This window comes from Chitinophaga oryziterrae (genome assembly GCF_009758125.1).
Classification (GTDB): domain Bacteria; phylum Bacteroidota; class Bacteroidia; order Chitinophagales; family Chitinophagaceae; genus Chitinophaga; species Chitinophaga oryziterrae.
Window position 1 is genome coordinate 395,548 of the sequence record NZ_WRXO01000006.1, and the last position, 19,731, is coordinate 415,278.

A 19,731-nucleotide genomic window follows, 5' to 3' on the forward strand; every position below is an offset into this window, starting at 1 on the left:
GCATATGCATTCATTTCAGGAATTAACCGTACAGTTTGGAGAACATTTTAACAGAGAACATTTCCCGGAGCGGCCTAAGAGGCTGTATGAATCGGTAACCCATATTCTTAAAATAGGTGGAAAGCGTATTCGCCCCGTCCTCAGTATCATGGGGAACGAACTCTTTGATAATATACATCCGGATGTATTCCAGGTGGGTATTGCCGTAGAGATGTTCCATAATTTCACCCTGGTACATGACGATATTATGGATAAAGCGCCATTGCGCCGCAACCATCCTACCGTACATACCCTGTACGGGGAGTCCACCGCCATACTGGCCGGAGATGTGATGCTCATCAATGTATATGATTACCTGAACAGGGTCCAGCCTCATTATAAACAGAAACTCATATCTGCCTTTAACAAGGCTGCCAGGGAAGTTTGTGAAGGCCAGCAGATAGATATGGACTTTGAGGAGATGGAACCTGAACAGGTACATTACAATGACTATGTAAATATGATCGCCCTTAAAACATCCGTACTGCTGGCTGCCAGCTTACAGATGGGCGCTATTATAGGCGGGGGAAGTGAATATAACCAGCAGCATATCTATGAGTTCGGGAAGAACATAGGTATTGCTTTCCAGATCCAGGACGATTACCTGGATGCCTTCGGGGATCCTGAAAAGTTTGGTAAACAACAGGGGGGAGATATCCTGGTGAATAAGAAGACTTTCCTGCTGCTGAAAGCCCTGGAAATGTGTAACCCTGCCCAACGGACCAGACTGAAAGAGTTATTATCTTCTAATCCGGATGATAAGGTAGCACAGGTATTACAGCTTTTCCACGACTGTAAAGTAGATGAGTGGGCAGAAAAGGAAAAGGACCGTTTCCAGCAGATAGCGTTTGAACACCTGGAGAGTATCGCGGTATTATCGGCCCGTAAGAAACCGTTAATGGAACTGGCCGGTTATTTACTGAAGAGAGAGCATTAATTTTGATATATTCGCGCATCGCTAAACCTGGAAATGTTATTCACAACTAATTGATATCACCCAATGTCTAAATCGCTTTTTAGAAAAAAATCTATTGCTGTAATATTAAAAGATGCACATGATGGTTTAACGGAGGGCCATGGTGGTGGTGGTAGCAAATTACAAAAAGTATTGGGTGTAAAAGATCTCACTGCAATGGGTATTGCAGCGGTAATAGGCGCCGGTATCTTTTCCACGATCGGTGAAGCCTCTTTCCATGGGGGCCCGGGTGTTTCCTTACTCTTCATTATCACCGCAGTAACCTGTGGTTTCTCAGCGCTCTGCTATGCCGAATTCGCATCCCGCGTACCGGTGTCCGGCAGTGCCTATACTTATTCTTATGTAACATTCGGAGAACTCGCTGCCTGGGTAATCGGCTGGGCGCTGATCCTGGAATATGCCATTGGGAACATTGCCGTGGCGATCTCCTGGAGCGGCTATTTCAATAACCTGCTGGCCGGGATAGGGTTGTCATTACCTTCCTGGCTTACCAGCAACTACGATAGCGCTACTGCGGAAATTGTAGCATCTGCCCCGCATATTGCCGGTGTACCGGTGATCCTTAATCTGCCTGCTTTTATCATTGTGGTGCTGGTTACTTACCTGGCTTACCTGGGTATACAGGAGAGTAAGCGCAGCGCTAACTTCATGGTAGGGTTGAAGATCCTGGTGATCCTGTTCGTAATTGCGGTAGGTAGTTTTTATGTGAATACCAATAACTGGCACCCTTTTATGCCTAACGGATTCTCGGGGGTCATGAAGGGCGTTTCTGCTGTATTCTTTGCTTATATCGGTTTTGATGCTATCAGTACAACGGCGGAAGAATGTTCTAATCCCCAGCGCGATCTGCCTAAAGGGATGATCTATTCTCTCATAATCTGTACGGTATTATATATTCTTATTGCGCTGGTACTGACAGGTATGGTGTCTTATACCCAGTTGAAAGTGAATGATCCGCTGGCCTTTGTGTTCCAGGCAGTACACCAGAACTGGATTGGGTACATTATCTCTGTAAGTGCGGTGGTGGCCACCACCAGCGTATTACTGGTATTCCAGATCGGGCAGCCAAGGATATGGATGAGTATGAGCAGGGATGGTTTATTGCCTAAGCGTTTCAGTAAGATCCATCCGCGTTTTAAAACACCTTCCTTTGCCACGATCATTACTGGTATCATAGTAGGTGTCCCGGCTTTGTTCCTGAACCTGACGGTAGTAACTGACCTTACCAGTATCGGTACTTTATTTGCCTTTATACTGGTATGTGGCGGGGTATTGCTGCTGCCTCCCCAGGAAAAGGCTGATCCTAATAACAAGCGTTTCCGTCTCCCTTATATTAATGGCCGGTGGATCGTCCCTGTGATCATTATTGCATTTGCTTACCTGTTCCGTGAACAACTGCCGCAGAAGTTTTCTTTTGATGGTGGCTGGGAAGTATGGAAGCATAATATCCCCTTCTTTTTCTTTGCCGTTGCAGCAATTGTATTTTCCGTATTGTCTTTTGTGCGCAAGCTGTCACTCATTCCGGTGCTGGGGCTGTTAAGCTGTTTTTATCTGATGACTGAGATTGGTTTCAGGAACTGGGTAGTATTCTCTATCTGGCTGATGATGGGACTGGTTATTTATTTCGGATACAGCTACCGGAACAGCAAACTGAACCAGGTAAGACGTATCACATTGGTTTAGAATATTTTAAAGGCTGATTTTGTGCTATGCATTTTTTTATGTATATTCATATTAGCTCTTTAAAATCAAATTTTATGAATCTGCTACAACGAATTGACCGTTGGGGCGAATCTCACCATCCTAAATGGGTGGATGGAATTCGTGTCCTGTTAGGAATTTTTCTGTTCTGGAAAGGGGTGGTTTTCATACAAAATATTGATGTTCTTAAAGCGGTGATCACCCAGAGCCCCGTAATCACGGTATTATCTTTCTGGCTAGCTCATTACATTGTCTTTGCTCATCTGGCAGGTGGTGTTCTCATCACATTCGGTTTATTAACGCGAGTTGCCATCATAGCTCAGATCCCCATTTTAATAGGCGCGCTTATTTTTGTACATACCCCAACGGGGTTATTTAACGTACATGGAGAAGCCGGCCTTTCTATCCTTGTTCTGCTGTTACTGGTCTTCTTCCTAGTGGAGGGCAGCGGCCCCATTTCTTTCGATGGATATATGCGCCGTCACCCGGCATGATGATCTTTACTGGTGGTCAGGATGGCTGATCTTATGGTCGTCCTGCCACTGGTATTTGTGTATCGTCGCCCATTTTTCATAGATTTGCCAATCATATGAAATACGAGATCGGCGATAAGATTCTGTTATTACATTCTAAGGAAGAAGGCACTGTTGTGGACATTATCAATACCGAAATGGTAATGGTAGAAGTTGGCAAGGTAACTTTCCCTGTGTATCTCGACCAGATAGATTTCCCCTATTTTCACCGCTTTACAGCTCCCAAAGCGGTAGAACCCACCCGCATAGTACCGGGATGGGACATTAAACCAGAGAAAAAGCAAGAAGTTTTCAAAGAAAGTAAAGGCGTATTCCTGTCTGTTTTACCGGTATTCCTGGTAGAAGGGTATGAGGAGAATGTGCAGGTATTGAAATTTCACCTGCTCAACGAAACGAATATGGCCTATCGTTTTCAGTTCCAGGTATGGCTGCGCAATAAGCTGGAACTCGAAATCCGTAATGAGATCGATCCTTTTAAACACTTTTATCTCTCCGACCTTTTATTTGAATCCCTGAATGATAGTCCGCGGCTGGAATTTACGTTCTACCCCAAAGAGAAGGACGCTACACTGGCGCCGGCTTATCAGAAGATCTGGAAGATAAAGCCGAAACAAATGTTTCAGCAACTGAGTGAATTACAGGCCCGCAGGGATGCTACCCTCAGTTATCCTTTATTTGAGAAATATCCGTTGAAGGAGAAGTCGGCCATCAGCGAATTTGAAACGGGTAATATCGGTTCCCTGGCAGCTACGGGTATTACGACCCCTGTACCTGTTGAACCTCCATTACAGCCCAAATACGAACTGGACCTGCATATAGAGAACCTGTTAACTGAATGGAGAGGTTTAAAGAACATTGCGATCCTGGCGATACAATTGAATGAATTTCAGCGTTACCTGGACCTTGCCATTTCGCATCATCAGCATAGTATGATCGTGATACACGGACTGGGAAGGGGCAGGCTGAAGGAAGAGATCCATGAAGTACTGAAACAGACGGCGGAAGTAGAACGTTTCGTCAATGAATATCACCCCCGCTACGGCTATGGGGCCACTGAGATATTTTTCAGACATTAGCACCTTAATTCTATTACTTTTGCACAAACTACAGACCGTGCTATCGCTTTGGGAGTAATCCCGACGAGGAAAGTCCGGACAGCATAGGGCAACGCACCACCTAACGGGTGGGGCCTGGAAACAGGTACAGAAAGTGCCACAGAAAATAACCGCTCTGCAAAGAGTAAGGGTGAAAATGTGGGGTAAGAGCCCACGTTCCGTAATGGTAACATTATAGAAGGGTAAACCTTGCGTGCTGAAACGCCATGTATACGGTCGATTGAGGGCGGCTCGCCCGATGACCGAGGGTAGGCAGATACAGAGGGCGTGTGAACGTCATCGCAGATAAATGATAGCATCACGGGCTTGCCCGTGAACAGAATCCGGCTTACAGGTTTGTAGTTTTATTTTTGTATCATTAGGAAATCAGGCAATGACTCAGTTTAAATGTTATGACAGCGTAGATTGGCAGATGTTGTTGATCATAAATACACTGCATCTGACTGTTTAGTTCCCTGATTTGGCTTTGGAATATGGGTTCAGGATTTGTTTTTTAATATAACTTCACCTAATATTCACGTCAGATAAGGTGTATTTATTGATCAACAACATCCAGCGCGAAGATTATGTAATCAAACTGAGCCACTACCAGAAATCAGGTTAGTAAGCCTGTTCCGAAATCAAATAATATCTTCGTTAACTAGCTATTAAGCAGCAAATAAAAATGAGGTTAACAGAATTATCGTATAAAACAACCGATTGGGAGATTAAGAATCTCGAATTTGATAACGTTAGTTTAATCGTTGGTAAAAATTCGACTGGAAAGTCGAAGACATTAGGTGTTTTAGATCTACTGGGTAAAATTATTACCCAAAAAGTAAGTCTGCCAGGAAGAGGTGACTGGAATGTAACGTTCCTTTCTAACGAATTCGGGGTTATTAATTATCAGTTTAAAACAGGCTTAACTATCGGAGATCCGATAGTTGAATATGAAAAAATAACAATAGGTGGTAAGATTTATTTGCAGAGAAATTCAGAGCGAACAACACTTTTTAGCGAATTAGATAAAACTCTGCAGGAAATCTATCCCCCTGAAGGTAAATTGACGATTCATACTACCCGCGATATAAAGAAATATCCTTACCTGGAAGAAATCATCAATTGGGCAGAACATTCATACGGGTTTAAATTTGGAATCATAGGGCCTGAATTACCTCATAATTTAAACTATAACCTGCTTAATGCAATTGATGATATACCTTCTTTGCATAAAACATTAAGTGAAGAAAGTCAGGAACGGGTCAAGTGTAACCTGGTCAAAATCGGATATAAGATTGATGATATTGTTTTCGCAGAAGGCAGCCCTACAAACTTCCTGTTTATTAAGGAATCTGATTTAGCAAAAACGCTTGGACATTATCAACTATCCCAAGGGATGTTTCGCAGCCTCTATATATTGATTTTTATAGAATACCTGCTTTCCCAAAAACAACCGGCAACTATCATTATTGATGATTTGTGTGAAGGGCTGGATTATGACAGGGCTACTAAATTAGGCAAGCTATTGTTTGATAATTGTATGCAGAATAATATCCAGTTAATCGCAACTTCCAATGATATGTTTCTCATGGATGTAGTCGATTTAAAATATTGGAATCTGTTACAAAGAGAAGGAGGAATCGTTACTGCATTAAATCCTAAAAATCAACCAGATCTGTTTAATGATTTTCAATTTACCGGTCTGTCTAATTTCGATTTTCTGGCTTCTGATTATATAGCCCAAAAAATTAAGAAATGACGAAAACGGCTATATTTGTTGAAGGACAAACGGAATTGATCTTCGTTAGGGAGTTATTGTTAAAAGTATTCGAATATCAGAATATATCGCTGGAATGCTTTACTCTCTTTACTGATGTAAATTTTCATGCTACAGAATATGCCTTTCCTAATGAACATGCAGATCATTATTTTCAGATAATCAATGTAGGGAGTGATCAAAGCGTTCTTACAAGAATTCTGAAGAGGGAACCACAAATGAAAAATGCTGGTTTTGGACGGATTATAGGCTTGAGAGATATGTATTCGGAAGACTATAAAAAACAGGTTAAAAATCATAGAATAGATCTCGGGATTAATCAAAAATTCATTGAAGGACATAGATCACAAATTAAATCAGACAATATCTTCTTTTCTTTTGCCATTATGGAAATAGAAACCTGGCTGTTGGGGTTAAGGAAATCTTTCGAACGGATGGACAACCAATTAACACCAGCATTTATTCAGCAGCATTTGGGATTTGACTTAAATAAAGAAGATCCGGAGAATATATTTTTTCATCCTGCAGATAATGTAGAAGAGATATTTAAACTTGTGGGGCAACGATATAGTAAAAGTAAAGGTGATATTAACGCCCTGGTTAGTCACATTGAAAGGGATGATTACTTAGAGTTGCTGGAGAGCGACAAGTGTCAATCTTTTAAGGAATTCTATCAATATCTGCAAATACCAACCACATAATAATTTATTTTTCTAACCTATAATAAATCCCTTATGCAACAAAAAGAAGAAAGAACCTGGGGAACACTCGCACATTTGGGCGGGATTATCGGTTCGCTGATTTTACCCTCAGTAGGTAATATTCTCGGCGCTTTGATTATCTGGCTGGTTAAACGTAATGAGTATACATTCGTTGATGATCAGGGTAAAGAAGCACTGAATTTCCAGATCACCGTTAGCATCGTGAGTGCCGCTTTAGGTATTATCAGTGCTATTAGTATGGGCTTCTGGTCATTAAACTCAATCATCTTCCACAGGGGGAATTTTGATTTCTCAGACATTACTTTTGTCTCAGGAGGTTATGGTCTGATATGGCTGCTCAATCTTATCTTTTCTATTATGGGCGCTGTGAAGGCGAATAAGGGAGAAGCGTACAGATATCCACTTAGCTGGAGAATTGTGAAATAAGGATATTTCAATATTAAAAAAGCTCCTGCAGGTATTTGTCTGCAGGAGCTTTTTTATGCAAACTCCCGGCAAAGTATTTTTGCCGGGAGTTTGTTTTTATCTATAGTGAGATTATCCTTTTTTAATAGGGTTTACCTTGGCTTTCCCTTTCTTCGGGGCCAGGTCACCTTTAACAGTAGCCGCCAGTTTTAATGCTTCATACGCATTTACTATGCCGCCGCTGATAGAGAGGTCAGAGAAAGGGACTTTCTCATCCGTATTTGGTTTGATCACTTCTTTGGTACCATCAGGTAAAGGTGTAGCAGATTTCTCAAGCACATACTTTAACTGTCTGGCACTCAGATCAGGATAATAGGAAAGGACCAGCGCCGCTACTCCTGCTACTACAGGAGAGGCCATACTTGTTCCGCTGGCGCTGCCGTACTTATTACCACCTGGTACGGTAGAATAGATCTGTACACCGGGGGCGAACAGGTCTACGCTCTTCTTACCATAGTTAGAGAAACCTGCAATCTTAGGGCCTTGTTTACCATTGCTGCTGGCGCCTACAGTGATGAAGTTGGCAGGGTGGGTATGGTCTGCGAAATCAGGGTTCGGGAAGTTATCCGTAGAGTCGTTGTTGTTACCGTCGTTACCGGCAGCATGTACAAGCAATACTCCTTTTTCATCTGCATATTTAATAGCAGCATCTACCCAGTCTTTGTGCGGAGAGAAACCTTTACCAAAACTCATATTGATCACACGGGCGCCGTTGTCTACTGCGTAGCGGATAGCCAGGGCAATATCTTTATCACGTTCATCTCCGTCAGGTACTGCTTTTACCAGCATAATCTTCACATTATCAGCGATGCCGTCCATGCCAACGCCATTATTCCTTACGGCAGCGATGATACCGGAAACATGTGTACCGTGGAAGCCGAACTGACCCATTACATCGTTGTTACCATAGTAGCGGTCGTTGATATCGTTGATATTATCTCCGATGATTTCTGCGCGTTTATCGGTAGGTTCGCCATCTGCCTGTTCTGCTTTCCGTTTCAGATCATCTACGTATTCTTCGAGTTCAGACTTGAAGTCGGCGTAAGTAATGTCCTGCTCACCAGTGCTTTTCATCAACCGGGACATAAAGTTCTTCGCCATCATTACCCCCTGGTCGGTAGTCTGGATGCTGTCCAGTTTACTGGTAGTGAAATCAGTTGTATGTAAGTAGCCGGAGAGAAGGTCTTCACATTTCTTCATGTTCTCCTGCAGGGTCAGCATCTTTTTGTAGTTGATCTTGTTTTCCCCTGTAGGTTTTACATATTTGCCTTTCAGTTTCTCCCAGTAGGCATATTCATTAGATTGTTTATCTAGAACGGAGTCCGGGTTGATATACAGTCTTTTATAACGGTAGTATTCGCGGGTCCCTTCATCTGTATCTTCTTTTACACTTTTACCGTCTTTGCCGCCGAGGAAATTCCATCCGTGAATATCATCCACGTAACCGTTTCTGTCGTCATCAATTCCATTACCTGGAATTTCTCCAGGATTTGTCCATAAAATGGATTTGAGGTCTTCATGTGTAGTATCTATACCTGAGTCTATTACTGCCACTATTACCGGGGTGCTTTTTTTGCCTTTCAGCAGGTCCTTATAGGCTTTTTCAACACCGGTACCGTAAACACTGTCTGTAGCGTAGTTTAGTAACTGCCAGTTTTTGGGAATAGCTGTAGTACCCTGACCATAGGATTTGCTCGTTGTAAGTGCAGTCACCATCGCAACACCACCTGCCATGACTGCCAGCGCTCTGCTAAATTTCATTAGATTATTTTTTTCTCAATAAGCTGTTTGCAATACGAATACCATATTTGGTTAAAGATATGTAAAATGTAATGTTTGGAGAGGGGCTTTAGTGATAAGCGAGTTAAAACATGGATAACTGAACAATGTAGGGTGGGTACAGGTTATTAAAGTAGCACAAAAGTTGAATATGAAATTCCAGAAAAAAGTATAATATTTAGTTTTTGAAGAATGCCCGGTAGCCTTGGCTATCAGGTGATTTTTCTCATAAGCATGGTTTCCGTTTAACGAAAAAGCGAGGTTCTCTAGCCTCGCTATTTTTTTGTAAGTATATAACGGTTGAAATTGCTGCTTATTGTATAAACTATAAAAATAAGGAGCTGAGTAACAGCCCCTTATTTTTATAGATCAAACTTAATTCCCTGAGCAAGAGGAAGATGTGTTGAGTAATTGATCGTATTGGTTTGCCTGCGCATATAAGCCCTCCATGCATCAGAACCGCTTTCACGCCCGCCGCCGGTTTCTTTCTCACCTCCAAAAGCACCACCGATCTCTGCACCGGAAGTACCGATATTTACATTGGCAATACCGCAATCTGAACCTGTTTGGGAGAGGAAGAGTTCTGCTTCCCTGAGATTCAGTGTCATAATGGCGGAAGATAAACCCTGTGGAACGCCGTTCTGCATGGCGATCGCCTCTTCCAGTGTTTTGTATTTCATTACATACAGGATGGGAGCAAAAGTCTCATGCTGTACAATTTTGAAGTTGTTCTCAACTGCTGCAATGCAAGGTTTTACATAACAACCGGATGTGTAGTTGTCACCTTCCAGTACGCCACCTTCCACCAGGAAGCTACCGCCTTCGGCCTTTACTTCGGTAATTGCCTGCTGGTATAACTGTACTGCGGCTTTATCGATCAAGGGACCTACGTGGTTGTTCTCATCCAGCGGGTTGCCGATACGCAGTTGCTGGTATGCTTTTACCAGTTTCTGTGTAAAAGCTTCATATACGCTTTCGTGGATGATTAAGCGGCGGGTACTGGTACAACGCTGACCGGCAGTACCTACGGCGCCAAATACGCAACCGATGAGGGACATGTCCAGGTCGGCGTTTTCGGAAATGATGATGGCGTTGTTGCCTCCCAGTTCCAGCAGGGAACGCCCCAGACGGGTACCTACTGCGGCGCCTACGGCCTTACCCATGCGGGTAGAACCGGTGGCGGATACTAAAGGAATACGTGTATCCGCGGCCATCCATTCGCCTAACTCACGCCCTCCGGTTACAAGGTTACAAACCCCTTCCGGAACATTGTTGGCACGGAGTACGTCCTGTATGATCAGCTGACATGCAATAGCAGACAGCGGTGTTTTCTCTGATGGTTTCCAGACACATACGTTACCACATACCATCGCTAACATGGAGTTCCAGCTCCATACAGCTACCGGGAAGTTAAAGGCCGAGATGATGCCTGTAATGCCCAGGGGATGCCATTGCTCGTACATGCGGTGACCAGGTCTTTCAGAATGCATGGTTAAACCGTATAACTGGCGGGAGAGCCCTACAGCAAAGTCGCAGATGTCTATCATCTCCTGTACTTCACCATACCCTTCCTGCAGGCTTTTTCCCATTTCATAGGAAACCAGGCGGCCCAGGGCTTCTTTGTTCTTTCTCAGCGCTTCCCCTGCCTGTCTTACTACTTCACCGCGACGCGGAGCGGGCCATAGACGCCATTCCTTAAAAGCAGCGGTCGCTTTTTCTATTACGGTATCGTAGTCTTTGTGACTGGCAGTTTTTACTTTGGAGATCACCTGACCATCTACCGGAGAATCTGCCTGGAGGTAGTCGCCGGTGGCTTCCAACCATACTGTTCCGGTGCTTACGCCGCTGTTCTCCGGCTTTATATTGAGTTGCTGTAAAATATCGTTAACCATGTAAATGAGAATTAAAGAGCAAAATTAAGAAAGGTTTTGGTGCTATATTATATTGAATATGACTCAGTTTGATTACATAATCTTCGCGCCAGATGTTGTTTATTGATAAATACACCTTATCTGACGTGAATATCAGGTGAAGTTAAATTGAAAAACAGATCCTGAACCCATATTCTAAAGCTAAATCAGAGAACTAAGCAGTCAGATGTAGTGTATTTATGATAAACAACATCTTATTGTCCCTTCTGAGTTGTCTGAGAGCTATAAGTGCTTTCGAAGATCTTATCGGCATTACCGGCTTCAAAGCCTTCGCGGCGTTGCTCCCGGGTAATGGACGACGCAGGGAGATGTGCGAACTGGGGCAACACCTTACGTTCTGCAAACTCTACATAAGAGCCGGCTATCCGGAGCGTCTCATTATTTGCAAAGGTGGCCGGGATCATTCTTGCAACGGTGCTACTTTGTAATAACAGGCCATCCGGACTGGTCTTTATCTTACCACCTGCATTGTTCAGCACAAAACCCTTCTTTTCCAGGAAGGCATTAAAATCCGCAACGGTATTATATCCTTCAGGGAGGTTTTGCAGGCTGATCGTAAAATGGTTCAGGTAATACCGGTTATAGATTACCCAGGCAGCATATTCACTTTCTGCGGCAAGGGCCTGATAATCCTGAATGGTAGGTGTACGCCATAAAGCGCTGTGCAGGAAGTTGTCTACTATTACACCGCTGTTCAGGTCCAGCTGATTGACAGGGTCCGTGATTACTTCGCTGGTGTAACTCGTAATGATAGCCTGTGCCTCTTTACTGAGATCTTTTACCCTTAACTCACTCACGAAAATACGCGGGTAATGGGGGGCAGGAGGGGCATACCAGAAGGCGTCCAGTTTCTTTTCCTTAAAGTGGTAGGGGTCTCTTTTCGTGTAACCGTAATGCAGGAAGATCTTTTCGAACGATTGTATACCCAGCTGCGGAACACCTATTGTCCTGAAGGCAATATGGTCGTTTTCAATGTCTTCTGCGCGCTGAATAATGTTCTCGTTGATCATTGCCTGTATGATGGCGGCAACATCAGGTACACGTTCCTGATAGCGGCGCATCAGGCCATTCAGAACATAATCTAACATACAACAATTTTAATATTGTTCATTATCATTGGGGAAATCCTTCGCTTTTACATCGTGGATATATGCCTGGGAGGCCTTTTTGATCTCCTCATATAAATTGAGGTATCTGCGGAGGAAACGTGGTTTAAAATCTTTGTTTATTCCTAACATATCGTGCATCACCAGTACCTGTCCGTCTACATGTTTACCAGCACCGATACCGATAATCGGGATACGGACGCTTTCTGCTACCTGTTTGGCCAGGGATGCCGGTATTTTTTCCAGTACAATGGCGAAACAGCCGGCGTCCTGTAATAAACGGGCATCGTTCAGTAACTTCTGTGCTTCGGATTCTTCGGTAGCCCGTACTGCGTAGGTTCCGAATTTATTGATGGATTGTGGCGTTAATCCCAGGTGTCCCATGACAGGGACGCCTGCTGAAATGATGCGTTTTACCGATTCCAGGATTTCTTCCCCACCTTCTATTTTCACGCTGTGAGCGCTTGTTTCTTTCATGATGCGGATGGCCGATGCAAGGGCCTCCTTGGAGTTCCCCTGGTAGGTACCGAAGGGAAGGTCTACCGTTACAAATGAACGCTTGATGGCCCTTACTACAGAGGCGGCATGATAAATCATGTTATCAAGTGTGATAGGGAGTGTGGTTTCGTATCCGGCCATTACATTGGCCGCAGAGTCTCCGACCAGTAATATGTCCATCCCGGCGTCGTCAAAAATACGGGCCATGGAGTAATCGTAAGCTGTTATCATGGAGATCTTCTCCCCATCGTCCTTCATTTTCTGCAGAATATGCGTTGTGATCCTCTTAACTTCCTTGTGCGTAGACATCGTATATAATGATTAAAAGCGCGTTAAGGTAGGCATAATCATTAAATCGGGCAAATCAGTCTATTTATTATGGCTAACCTCAGCGTAGAGGGATTGTATCAGGCCATCGGCCAGACCGATCTTGGGCACGTAGATCTCCGTAGCATCTGCCCAGCGCATTACGTTCACATAGATCTGTAAGGCGGGGACGATCACGTCTGCGCGGTCTTCCCGCAGGTTGTACAGGTGGATCCTTTCTTCTACGGTAAAACTGCTGAATTCTTTGTAGTAGTCCTTTAATACATCCAGCGTAAGTGGTTTACCTTCTTTGCGTTTGGAGAGGGAAAAGACTTTATTGATATTACCGCCCGAACCGATGACGGTGACAGCGCTCAATCCTTTGATCCGTTGTTTGATGGTCTCCTTCATATATTGCCACTGTTCATCCGTGACCTGTTTTTGCAGGAGACGGATGGTACCAATATTGAAAGATTCTTTATGTACGAGTGCGTTATTACTGAACAGGGTTATTTCTGTGCTACCACCGCCCACATCCACATACATGTAGGAACGGCTCTTATCAAGATGTTCCGCCACATGACTTTCGAACAGGAAAGAAGCCTCTTCCTGTCCGGATATCACTTGTATATCAATGCCGGTCTGTGTCTTTACCTTGTCAAGGATCTCGGCAGAATTGGAGGCATCACGCATGGCTGAGGTAGCACATGCCTTGAGGTGTTTTACCTCGTATACTTCCAGTAACAGTTTGTATGCCTGTATGGTTTTAAGCAGGTGATCTGCTCTTTTTTCGGTGATTGTGCCATTGGTGAATACGTCCACTCCCAGTCGTAACGGAACTCTCAGAAAGTTGACCTTGGTGAAATCCATTCGTCCCAGGCTGTTCGGCGATGCTTCTGAAATGAGCAGGCGGGCAGCGTTGGAACCTATATCAATGGCAGCTAGCTTCATATTTAGTGTTTATCCGGGTGCAAAAGTAACTAAAAATTACTTGTACTGCTTTTCATGAAGATAGCGGAATATCTCAATCTGGGAGCGTACTTTCTTGCTGCCTTCACGTTTGTATTCGTTCTTCTGATCGTTATCGAGGATACGTGCTTTCACGTTACCGCTCAGCTGGATATCCAGTATATCTTTCAGTTCCTGGCAGATATGCGGATCAAGGATGGGTACGGCTACTTCCACGCGATGATCGAGATTGCGCAGCATCCAGTCGCAGGAAGAAATGTAGATCTTTTCCTGTCCGCCCTGATGGAACACGAACACACGTGCATGTTCCAGGTATTCATCCACGATACTGATGGCCTGAATATCCTTCTTCCATTTTTTGTTTTCCGTGTAGGCACAACAGATACCCCTTATAATCAGTTTGATATTCACACCACTGCGGGCTGCTTCGTATAAACGGTTGATCAGTTCGGGATCGGAGAGGGAGTTCATTTTGAGGATCATGCTGCCACCGTTCTTTTTGCTGAGGGCATTCTTGATCTCTCTGTCCACCATGCGGGTAAAGAAGGAGCGCATGCTGTAAGGGCTTACGGGAAGGGTTTTGCAGGCTTCCAGTATTTTCACGTCATGTTTGGGACTTTCCAGGTAACTGAATACCCGGTTAATATCCGCCATGATGCTGCGGTTAGCCGTGAGCAGGCAATGATCTCCGTAAACGCGGGCGGTTTTCTCGTTGAGATTACCGGTGCTGACGAATCCACATTGCACGGTTTTGATACCAATGCGTTTTTTAATGACGCATAGTTTGGCGTGCATTTTCAGTCCGGGTATACCGATCAGTACCTTTACGCCTTCATCTTCCAGTCGTGATTTCCATTCCAGGTTATCTGCTTCGTTAAAGCGGGCCCTTAATTCCAAAGCTACAGTTACCTGTTTACCATTACGTACGGCGTTGGTGAGTGCATTAACGATGCGGGAGTTTTTGGCCAGGCGGTAAGCCGTTATCTTGATACTGATAACGTTTGGATCGATGGCGGCTTCCCTCAGGAGGTCGATGATGGTATCGAAGGAGTGGTAGGGAAGGTGTAGCATCACGTCCTGTCCCTGGATCACATGCATGACGCTGGTCGCTTCTGCAAACAGCGGATGGATGAAGCTCTTCCTGGCAGGGTTGATCCTGTCTGTGAATACGGAAGAGGGGAAGTCCATGAAATCCTTGAAGTTATGGATCCTGGCGCCGGGAATGAGGTTGTCTTTCCTGGACAGGCCCAGGCGGCGCATGAGGTATTCCAGTAACAGGGGGTCGATGTCTTTATCGTATACGAAGCGTACCGGTTTACCCTTGCGTCGCTCTTTGATGCCTTTTTCCAGCTGGTGGATGAGGCTCGTGGAGATATCGTTGTCTATATCCAGTTCCGCGTCCCTGGTCACTTTGATAATATGTGACAGGAATTTATCATAACCGAAGAAGGAGAAGATATGCGGGAGGCAGAAGCGCACGAGGTCTTCCATCAGGATGATATCGTGTTCCCCTTCTTTAGCCGGTGGTAATATGATAAAGCGGGGCAGGACGGTAGTAGGTATTTCTATCAGTGCGAATTTCTGTCTTACGGAATTATCCTGCCGGGCCAGTACTACGGCCAGGTAGATAGATTTATCGCGCAGGAACGGGAAGTGCTGTATACTTTCTATCATCAGGGGGATGATATTGGTACGTACCTCTTCATTGAAGTAGTTCAGCACAAACTTCTGTTGTTCTTTATTGAGATGTTTTTCTGTGCGGATGAATATTTTATGTTCTTTCAGTTCGTCTTCGATGCCTTCCCAGATGCGGTCAAATTCACGTTGCTGATCTATTACCACGTTCTGGATTTCGTCCAGGATCTGTTCCGGGTTTTCTTCCAGATGCATGCGGGCGGATTTACCTACTGTCAGCATCCTTTTAAGGGTAGCTACGCGTACGCGGAAGAATTCGTCCAGGTTGTTGGAGAAGATACCGAGGAAACGGATCCTTTCATGAAGGGGTACGCTGGCATCGGCAGCTTCCTGTAATACTCTTGCGTTGAATGCCAGCCAACTGATATCCCTGGGAATCATTTTCCTTTTTGCCGGCAAATTCTTTTTGCTGTTATTCTTCTTTTCCATTGCCTGTTCTTGAGTTATAATATCAAACGGCTCACTATTTGACAATCGCATATTATGGGCAATTAACGGTTGTGGTTATACTGTTACCACAACAATACAGATTTTGGATAATATCCAATGTTAAATTTATGATATGTACTAAAGATAAGATAATCTGTTGATAGAGAAGATATAATAGCAGTCTCTTTATGCAGATATTAACAAAAGCAGTAAAGGCTTGCCAAAACCCGGTTTTGGTAAGCCTTTACAACTATTATTACAGCATCAAAGTTTAACAACCCTGAATATGCCTGTTTTGCTGCCTCCTTCCAGTTTTAGTATATAAATGCCACTGGGCAGGAAACTGAGATCTTTACTGATCCTTGTTTCATGCTGCCTGATATTCCACTGCCTGAGTACATTACCCTGCAGGTCCAGCAGGGTAAGCTGCTTGTAAGACTGGTTATGCAGGTCTATTATAACCGGTCCGGTAGTGGGATTCGGATATACGGTATTCACGGTAGTTTTACTATCCGTTTTTACTGCCAGACCTGTTGTAAGAAGTGTAGTTGTGTCATGTGCACAATTATCTATACTGAACCAGTTTATTTTATAGGTACCGGAGATTACATGCAGACCGGTGTAAGTTAATGCCGGTAAAGTAATGGTATCACTGATCGTTTTCCAGACCCCACCGGTGTTCGGCAGACTGATAGTCCCGAAGGTCATACCGCTATGTCCCACACTTAATGTTGCCGGCGCCGTTGTTAACACCCTGAAACTGATAGTATAACGACCCGCAACAGGTACATTGAGGTTGCTGTATGCAAACCAGTTACCTGCGTAGAGGTTCGTGAAGTTCTGTCCGCCGCCAACATCTGTACAGGTTTGTAAATAAGGGCCGGAAGCATAGGAAGAGGCGGTTTCGGCTTCGGTTTTATTATTGACCGTACAGGTATAGCCCGTTACGGCAACTGCCGTTCCGGATACGCTACCTGCGGTAGCAGTAATGGTATAGGTCCCAGGTGTATTACCCGCAATGAAGATGCCTGTATTGCTGATAACATTACCCGCACCGGTAACAGTCCAGGTGGGAGTAACTGTGATCACACTATCATATTGGTCGTACCCCTTTGCCGTAAATTGCTGTGCAGCGCCCAAAGGTACGGTAACGGTATCCGCCGGTGTGATGCGGATAGTGGTTAATACGGGAGCTTGTTTCACCTGAACAACGGAACTATCGCTGATGCCATCAGCAGTAGCTTTTATGACATAAGTACCGGCAGCGGTACTGCTGAACAGGCCATTTGCGCTGATAGTAGCTCCGGAGACGCTCCATACGGGGGAGATGACCATCTGATTATTGTTCGCATCATAACCCGTAGCGGTGAACTGTTTTGTTTGCCCTGTATTCAGCATGGCCGTATCCGGTGTAACATTGATGCGCGACAAAGTCACGGAATCGGCATACAGAATATTAAGCCAGTTAAAGTTAAAGCCGGAAGTATTAGAATATATGCGTATGGTTTTGTGTCCCGGAGTGAAAGCAAGAGGGGCAGATGTAACTGTTATCCAGTTCTGCCATCCACCACTGGCGGGCAGGTTTACTGTTTGCAAAGTGGTGGTATCATCCATGATCTTTATACTGGAGGCAGTACTGACAGCCACCCTGAACTGTATGCGGTAGCTGGCGGAGTCCGGTACGGTAAGGTCATAATCAAACCAGGTACCACTACCTATATAACTGACATCCACACCACCACCTGTATCAGCCGTTGGTTCTGTGCAACATGAGTTGGAATTATCAAAGTTTTCCGCCTCTATTTTAACCGGTATGGGTTTATAGTTGGTAGCCCGCACAGTCATATCCGCGCTGCCGGAAACAGTTACGCCGTTTACCGTAGCGGTAGCTGTAACTTTGCCGGTTGTATCCAGTGTAGCCAGCCCGTTTGCTGTAATCGTATTACCGTTACCGGTAATGCTCCAGACGGGGGTGATGGTCATTGGACGACCGTTCTGATCAAGCGCTTTTGCCGTATACTGCTGCGTTTTTCCGGGTACAAAGGAGAGGCTGGAAGGAGAGACGATAATGGTATCTAGCACGGGTGTTCCCAACCCTTTCTGGTAGATGCGTACATAGTCTACTGTCATACTATCCGGCCAGTCGGCTTCAGTAATAGTACCACCCATACCGCCGCCAATGGCAACATTCAGTATTACATAGAATTGCTGATCAAAGGGCCAGTCCTTCCAGTCTGTTTGTGGGTTAACATAGGTATAACATTTAGTGCTGTCATATGTGAACCGCAAAGAATCGGGCGTCCATTCCAGCGCGTATACATGGAATACGGTATCTACATCAGGCAGGAGAAGGGAAGCTGAAAGATGCCCTCCATTCGTCCAGTTATTGTTCTGGGTATGTACAGTTGAGAGTACGGTACCGAAATTATTACCTACATGTTCCATGATATCCAATTCCCCGCTTTTAGGCCAGCCACCATAAGCGCTGGTTGTCGGCATCAGCCAGATAGCTGGCCAGGAACCGCGGGCACGTGGCAGTTTTGCTCTTACTTCCACTTTACCGTGCATAAAATCCATCTTACCCTGTGAAATCAGGCGGCCGGACGACCAGGGTTCACTGGTATTACCTGTAGGGAAATCCTTTTTACCTTTAATAATAAGGCGGCCATCCTTCACACGTATATTATCATGTGTTGTATCTGTGTATACCTGTTGCTCACCATTGATCCAGCCTTTGGGGCGTGGGTCAACGGTCCATTTCGTAGCATCGGGCAGCCCGTCAGTGTTAAATTCATCGTTATAGATCATGGTCCAGTTGGGGTTGCCTTCAAATATTACATTGCCTTTTGCGGGATAACTGCTGGCGTTGGAGTTTACAAGTTCCTGTCCGGATACGTATAATTTCAGTGTAGTACGTGAATAGTTGATGGGAGAGTTACCATGCAATTTAATATTGGCCATGGTATCGTTTACACGTTGTACATCACAGATAGTAACACCGGATGGAAGGTTAGGACTTGTCCAGTTAGCTTTAGTAAGTGTGGGTTTGAATACATCACCATGCAGTTTTGCAGGGATGATGGTACCGTTTTCCTGTCCCATCAGAATACGTGTATTGGTTAACGTGATACCGGTAGGATTAGGCGCCTGTACGAGATCAAAATACAAGATACCGGCCGCCTTTTTCCCATCAATATAATGTACTTCCACCCGGTTGAAATCCGTTCTTTGCTGTACACTCTGGAAATTGAAGGTGGCTTCTTCCCAGTGGTTGATCTGGCTTACCTTATAGGTGAAGTAAACAGCTTTGCTGTAATCATTACCCGGTTGCAGCTTAAACATGATCTCATCTTTTGTGCTACAGTACACCAGCATTTTAAATACGCTGCCATTGGAGAGATCAAACGAATCAGTCATATTACAGCCGGCGCTCATATACTCAAAACAGCTGGTGTCTTTCGTGAATTTTGCTACATGTGCGCTGGTATTAAGACCGGACAGATCGGGGTTAGGTACGCCAAACTCCACCTTACCGGTGGTGGTCGTTCCGGCGTAGTAGGTCCACCTGCCGGCGCAGGGACCGTTGCCTTCCATATCATCCAGTAAAAGGAATTGTGCTTTGAGTTGATTGCATAGCAATACACTCAGCAACACGAGAAGTGTTGAGATGTTTTTCATAACGGTTTATTTTACAATGAATAACAGGGGCAA

14 protein-coding genes and 1 other RNA gene are annotated in these 19,731 nt (G+C 44.6%); 8 read left to right on the top strand and 7 right to left on the bottom strand.

The features are described 5' to 3' along the window. Positions 1-4 precede the first annotated feature (4 nt). From GO495_RS21340 to GO495_RS21375, 8 genes are all read left to right on the top strand, one after another. On the top strand, positions 5-976 hold the full coding sequence (locus GO495_RS21340; protein WP_157301756.1) for a polyprenyl synthetase family protein: 972 nt from the start codon (positions 5-7) through the stop codon (positions 974-976). A 63-nt stretch (positions 977-1,039) separates the two neighbouring features. Beyond that, complete coding sequence (locus tag GO495_RS21345; RefSeq protein ID WP_157301757.1) at positions 1,040-2,698, top strand: amino acid permease; 1,659 nt, start codon at positions 1,040-1,042, stop codon at positions 2,696-2,698. Between the two features lie 74 nt (positions 2,699-2,772). Next, positions 2,773-3,210 (top strand): DoxX family protein, encoded by a 438-nt coding sequence (locus GO495_RS21350; protein WP_157301758.1) that lies wholly within the window; start codon positions 2,773-2,775, stop codon positions 3,208-3,210. A gap of 95 nt (positions 3,211-3,305) precedes the next feature. Further along, positions 3,306-4,325 carry a Smr/MutS family protein gene (locus GO495_RS21355; protein WP_157301759.1) on the top strand — a complete coding sequence of 340 codons (1,020 nt, stop codon included), beginning with the start codon at positions 3,306-3,308 and terminating at the stop codon, positions 4,323-4,325. A 27-nt stretch (positions 4,326-4,352) separates the two neighbouring features. Beyond that, positions 4,353-4,711: RNase P RNA component class A (gene rnpB / locus GO495_RS21360), an RNA gene on the top strand. Between the two features lie 317 nt (positions 4,712-5,028). After that, positions 5,029-6,102: an ATP-binding protein gene (locus GO495_RS21365; RefSeq protein WP_157301760.1), complete on the top strand. Its 1,074-nt coding sequence runs from the start codon at positions 5,029-5,031 to the stop codon at positions 6,100-6,102. Continuing rightward, complete coding sequence (locus GO495_RS21370; protein WP_157301761.1) at positions 6,099-6,821, top strand: DUF4276 family protein; 723 nt, start codon at positions 6,099-6,101, stop codon at positions 6,819-6,821. The genes GO495_RS21365 and GO495_RS21370 overlap by 4 nt, the downstream gene beginning before the upstream one ends. A 33-nt stretch (positions 6,822-6,854) precedes the next feature. Next, complete coding sequence (locus GO495_RS21375; protein ID WP_157301762.1) at positions 6,855-7,268, top strand: DUF4870 domain-containing protein; 414 nt, start codon at positions 6,855-6,857, stop codon at positions 7,266-7,268. A 111-nt stretch (positions 7,269-7,379) separates the two neighbouring features. Here GO495_RS21375 and GO495_RS21380 read toward each other — a convergent pair whose 3' ends face one another. The 7 genes from GO495_RS21380 to GO495_RS21410 form a co-directional block, all read right to left on the bottom strand. After that, the gene (locus tag GO495_RS21380) at positions 7,380-9,068 is read right to left on the bottom strand and encodes a S8 family peptidase (protein WP_240915285.1); all 1,689 of its coding nucleotides are present in this window, start codon (positions 9,066-9,068) and stop codon (positions 7,380-7,382) included. Between the two features lie 380 nt (positions 9,069-9,448). Next, positions 9,449-10,978, bottom strand: a complete 1,530-nt coding sequence (amaB, locus tag GO495_RS21385; protein WP_157301763.1) for an L-piperidine-6-carboxylate dehydrogenase — start codon at positions 10,976-10,978, stop codon at positions 9,449-9,451. Between the two features lie 233 nt (positions 10,979-11,211). Then, positions 11,212-12,105, bottom strand: a complete 894-nt coding sequence (locus tag GO495_RS21390) for a DUF1338 domain-containing protein (RefSeq protein WP_157301764.1) — start codon at positions 12,103-12,105, stop codon at positions 11,212-11,214. 9 nt (positions 12,106-12,114) lie between these two features. Next, positions 12,115-12,930 (bottom strand): 3-methyl-2-oxobutanoate hydroxymethyltransferase, encoded by an 816-nt coding sequence (gene panB, locus GO495_RS21395; RefSeq protein ID WP_157301765.1) that lies wholly within the window; start codon positions 12,928-12,930, stop codon positions 12,115-12,117. A 60-nt stretch (positions 12,931-12,990) separates the two neighbouring features. After that, on the bottom strand, positions 12,991-13,878 hold the full coding sequence (locus GO495_RS21400; protein ID WP_157301766.1) for a Ppx/GppA phosphatase family protein: 888 nt from the start codon (positions 13,876-13,878) through the stop codon (positions 12,991-12,993). Positions 13,879-13,914: 36 nt separating this feature from the next. Next, on the bottom strand, positions 13,915-16,020 hold the full coding sequence (gene ppk1, locus GO495_RS21405; RefSeq protein WP_240915286.1) for a polyphosphate kinase 1: 2,106 nt from the start codon (positions 16,018-16,020) through the stop codon (positions 13,915-13,917). 264 nt (positions 16,021-16,284) lie between these two features. Next, the gene (locus GO495_RS21410) at positions 16,285-19,698 is read right to left on the bottom strand and encodes a carbohydrate-binding protein (protein WP_157301768.1); all 3,414 of its coding nucleotides are present in this window, start codon (positions 19,696-19,698) and stop codon (positions 16,285-16,287) included. Positions 19,699-19,731: the final 33 nt, after the last annotated feature.

Excerpts from the sequence above, each read along its gene's own strand:
- GO495_RS21410 (WP_157301768.1), bottom strand. The coding sequence starts at position 19,698 with ATGAAAAACATCTCAACACTTCTCGTGTTGCTGAGTGTATTGCTATGC.
- GO495_RS21345 (WP_157301757.1), top strand. The coding sequence starts at position 1,040 with ATGTCTAAATCGCTTTTTAGAAAAAAATCTATTGCTGTAATATTAAAA.
- GO495_RS21355 (WP_157301759.1), top strand. The coding sequence starts at position 3,306 with ATGAAATACGAGATCGGCGATAAGATTCTGTTATTACATTCTAAGGAA.
- GO495_RS21390 (WP_157301764.1), bottom strand. The coding sequence starts at position 12,105 with ATGTTAGATTATGTTCTGAATGGCCTGATGCGCCGCTATCAGGAACGT.
- ppk1 (WP_240915286.1), bottom strand. The coding sequence starts at position 16,020 with ATGGAAAAGAAGAATAACAGCAAAAAGAATTTGCCGGCAAAAAGGAAA.
- panB (WP_157301765.1), bottom strand. The coding sequence starts at position 12,930 with ATGTCTACGCACAAGGAAGTTAAGAGGATCACAACGCATATTCTGCAG.
- GO495_RS21370 (WP_157301761.1), top strand. The coding sequence starts at position 6,099 with ATGACGAAAACGGCTATATTTGTTGAAGGACAAACGGAATTGATCTTC.
- GO495_RS21365 (WP_157301760.1), top strand. The coding sequence starts at position 5,029 with ATGAGGTTAACAGAATTATCGTATAAAACAACCGATTGGGAGATTAAG.
- amaB (WP_157301763.1), bottom strand. The coding sequence starts at position 10,978 with ATGGTTAACGATATTTTACAGCAACTCAATATAAAGCCGGAGAACAGC.
- GO495_RS21350 (WP_157301758.1), top strand. The coding sequence starts at position 2,773 with ATGAATCTGCTACAACGAATTGACCGTTGGGGCGAATCTCACCATCCT.
- GO495_RS21380 (WP_240915285.1), bottom strand. The coding sequence starts at position 9,068 with ATGAAATTTAGCAGAGCGCTGGCAGTCATGGCAGGTGGTGTTGCGATG.
- GO495_RS21400 (WP_157301766.1), bottom strand. The coding sequence starts at position 13,878 with ATGAAGCTAGCTGCCATTGATATAGGTTCCAACGCTGCCCGCCTGCTC.
- GO495_RS21340 (WP_157301756.1), top strand. The coding sequence starts at position 5 with ATGCATTCATTTCAGGAATTAACCGTACAGTTTGGAGAACATTTTAAC.
- GO495_RS21375 (WP_157301762.1), top strand. The coding sequence starts at position 6,855 with ATGCAACAAAAAGAAGAAAGAACCTGGGGAACACTCGCACATTTGGGC.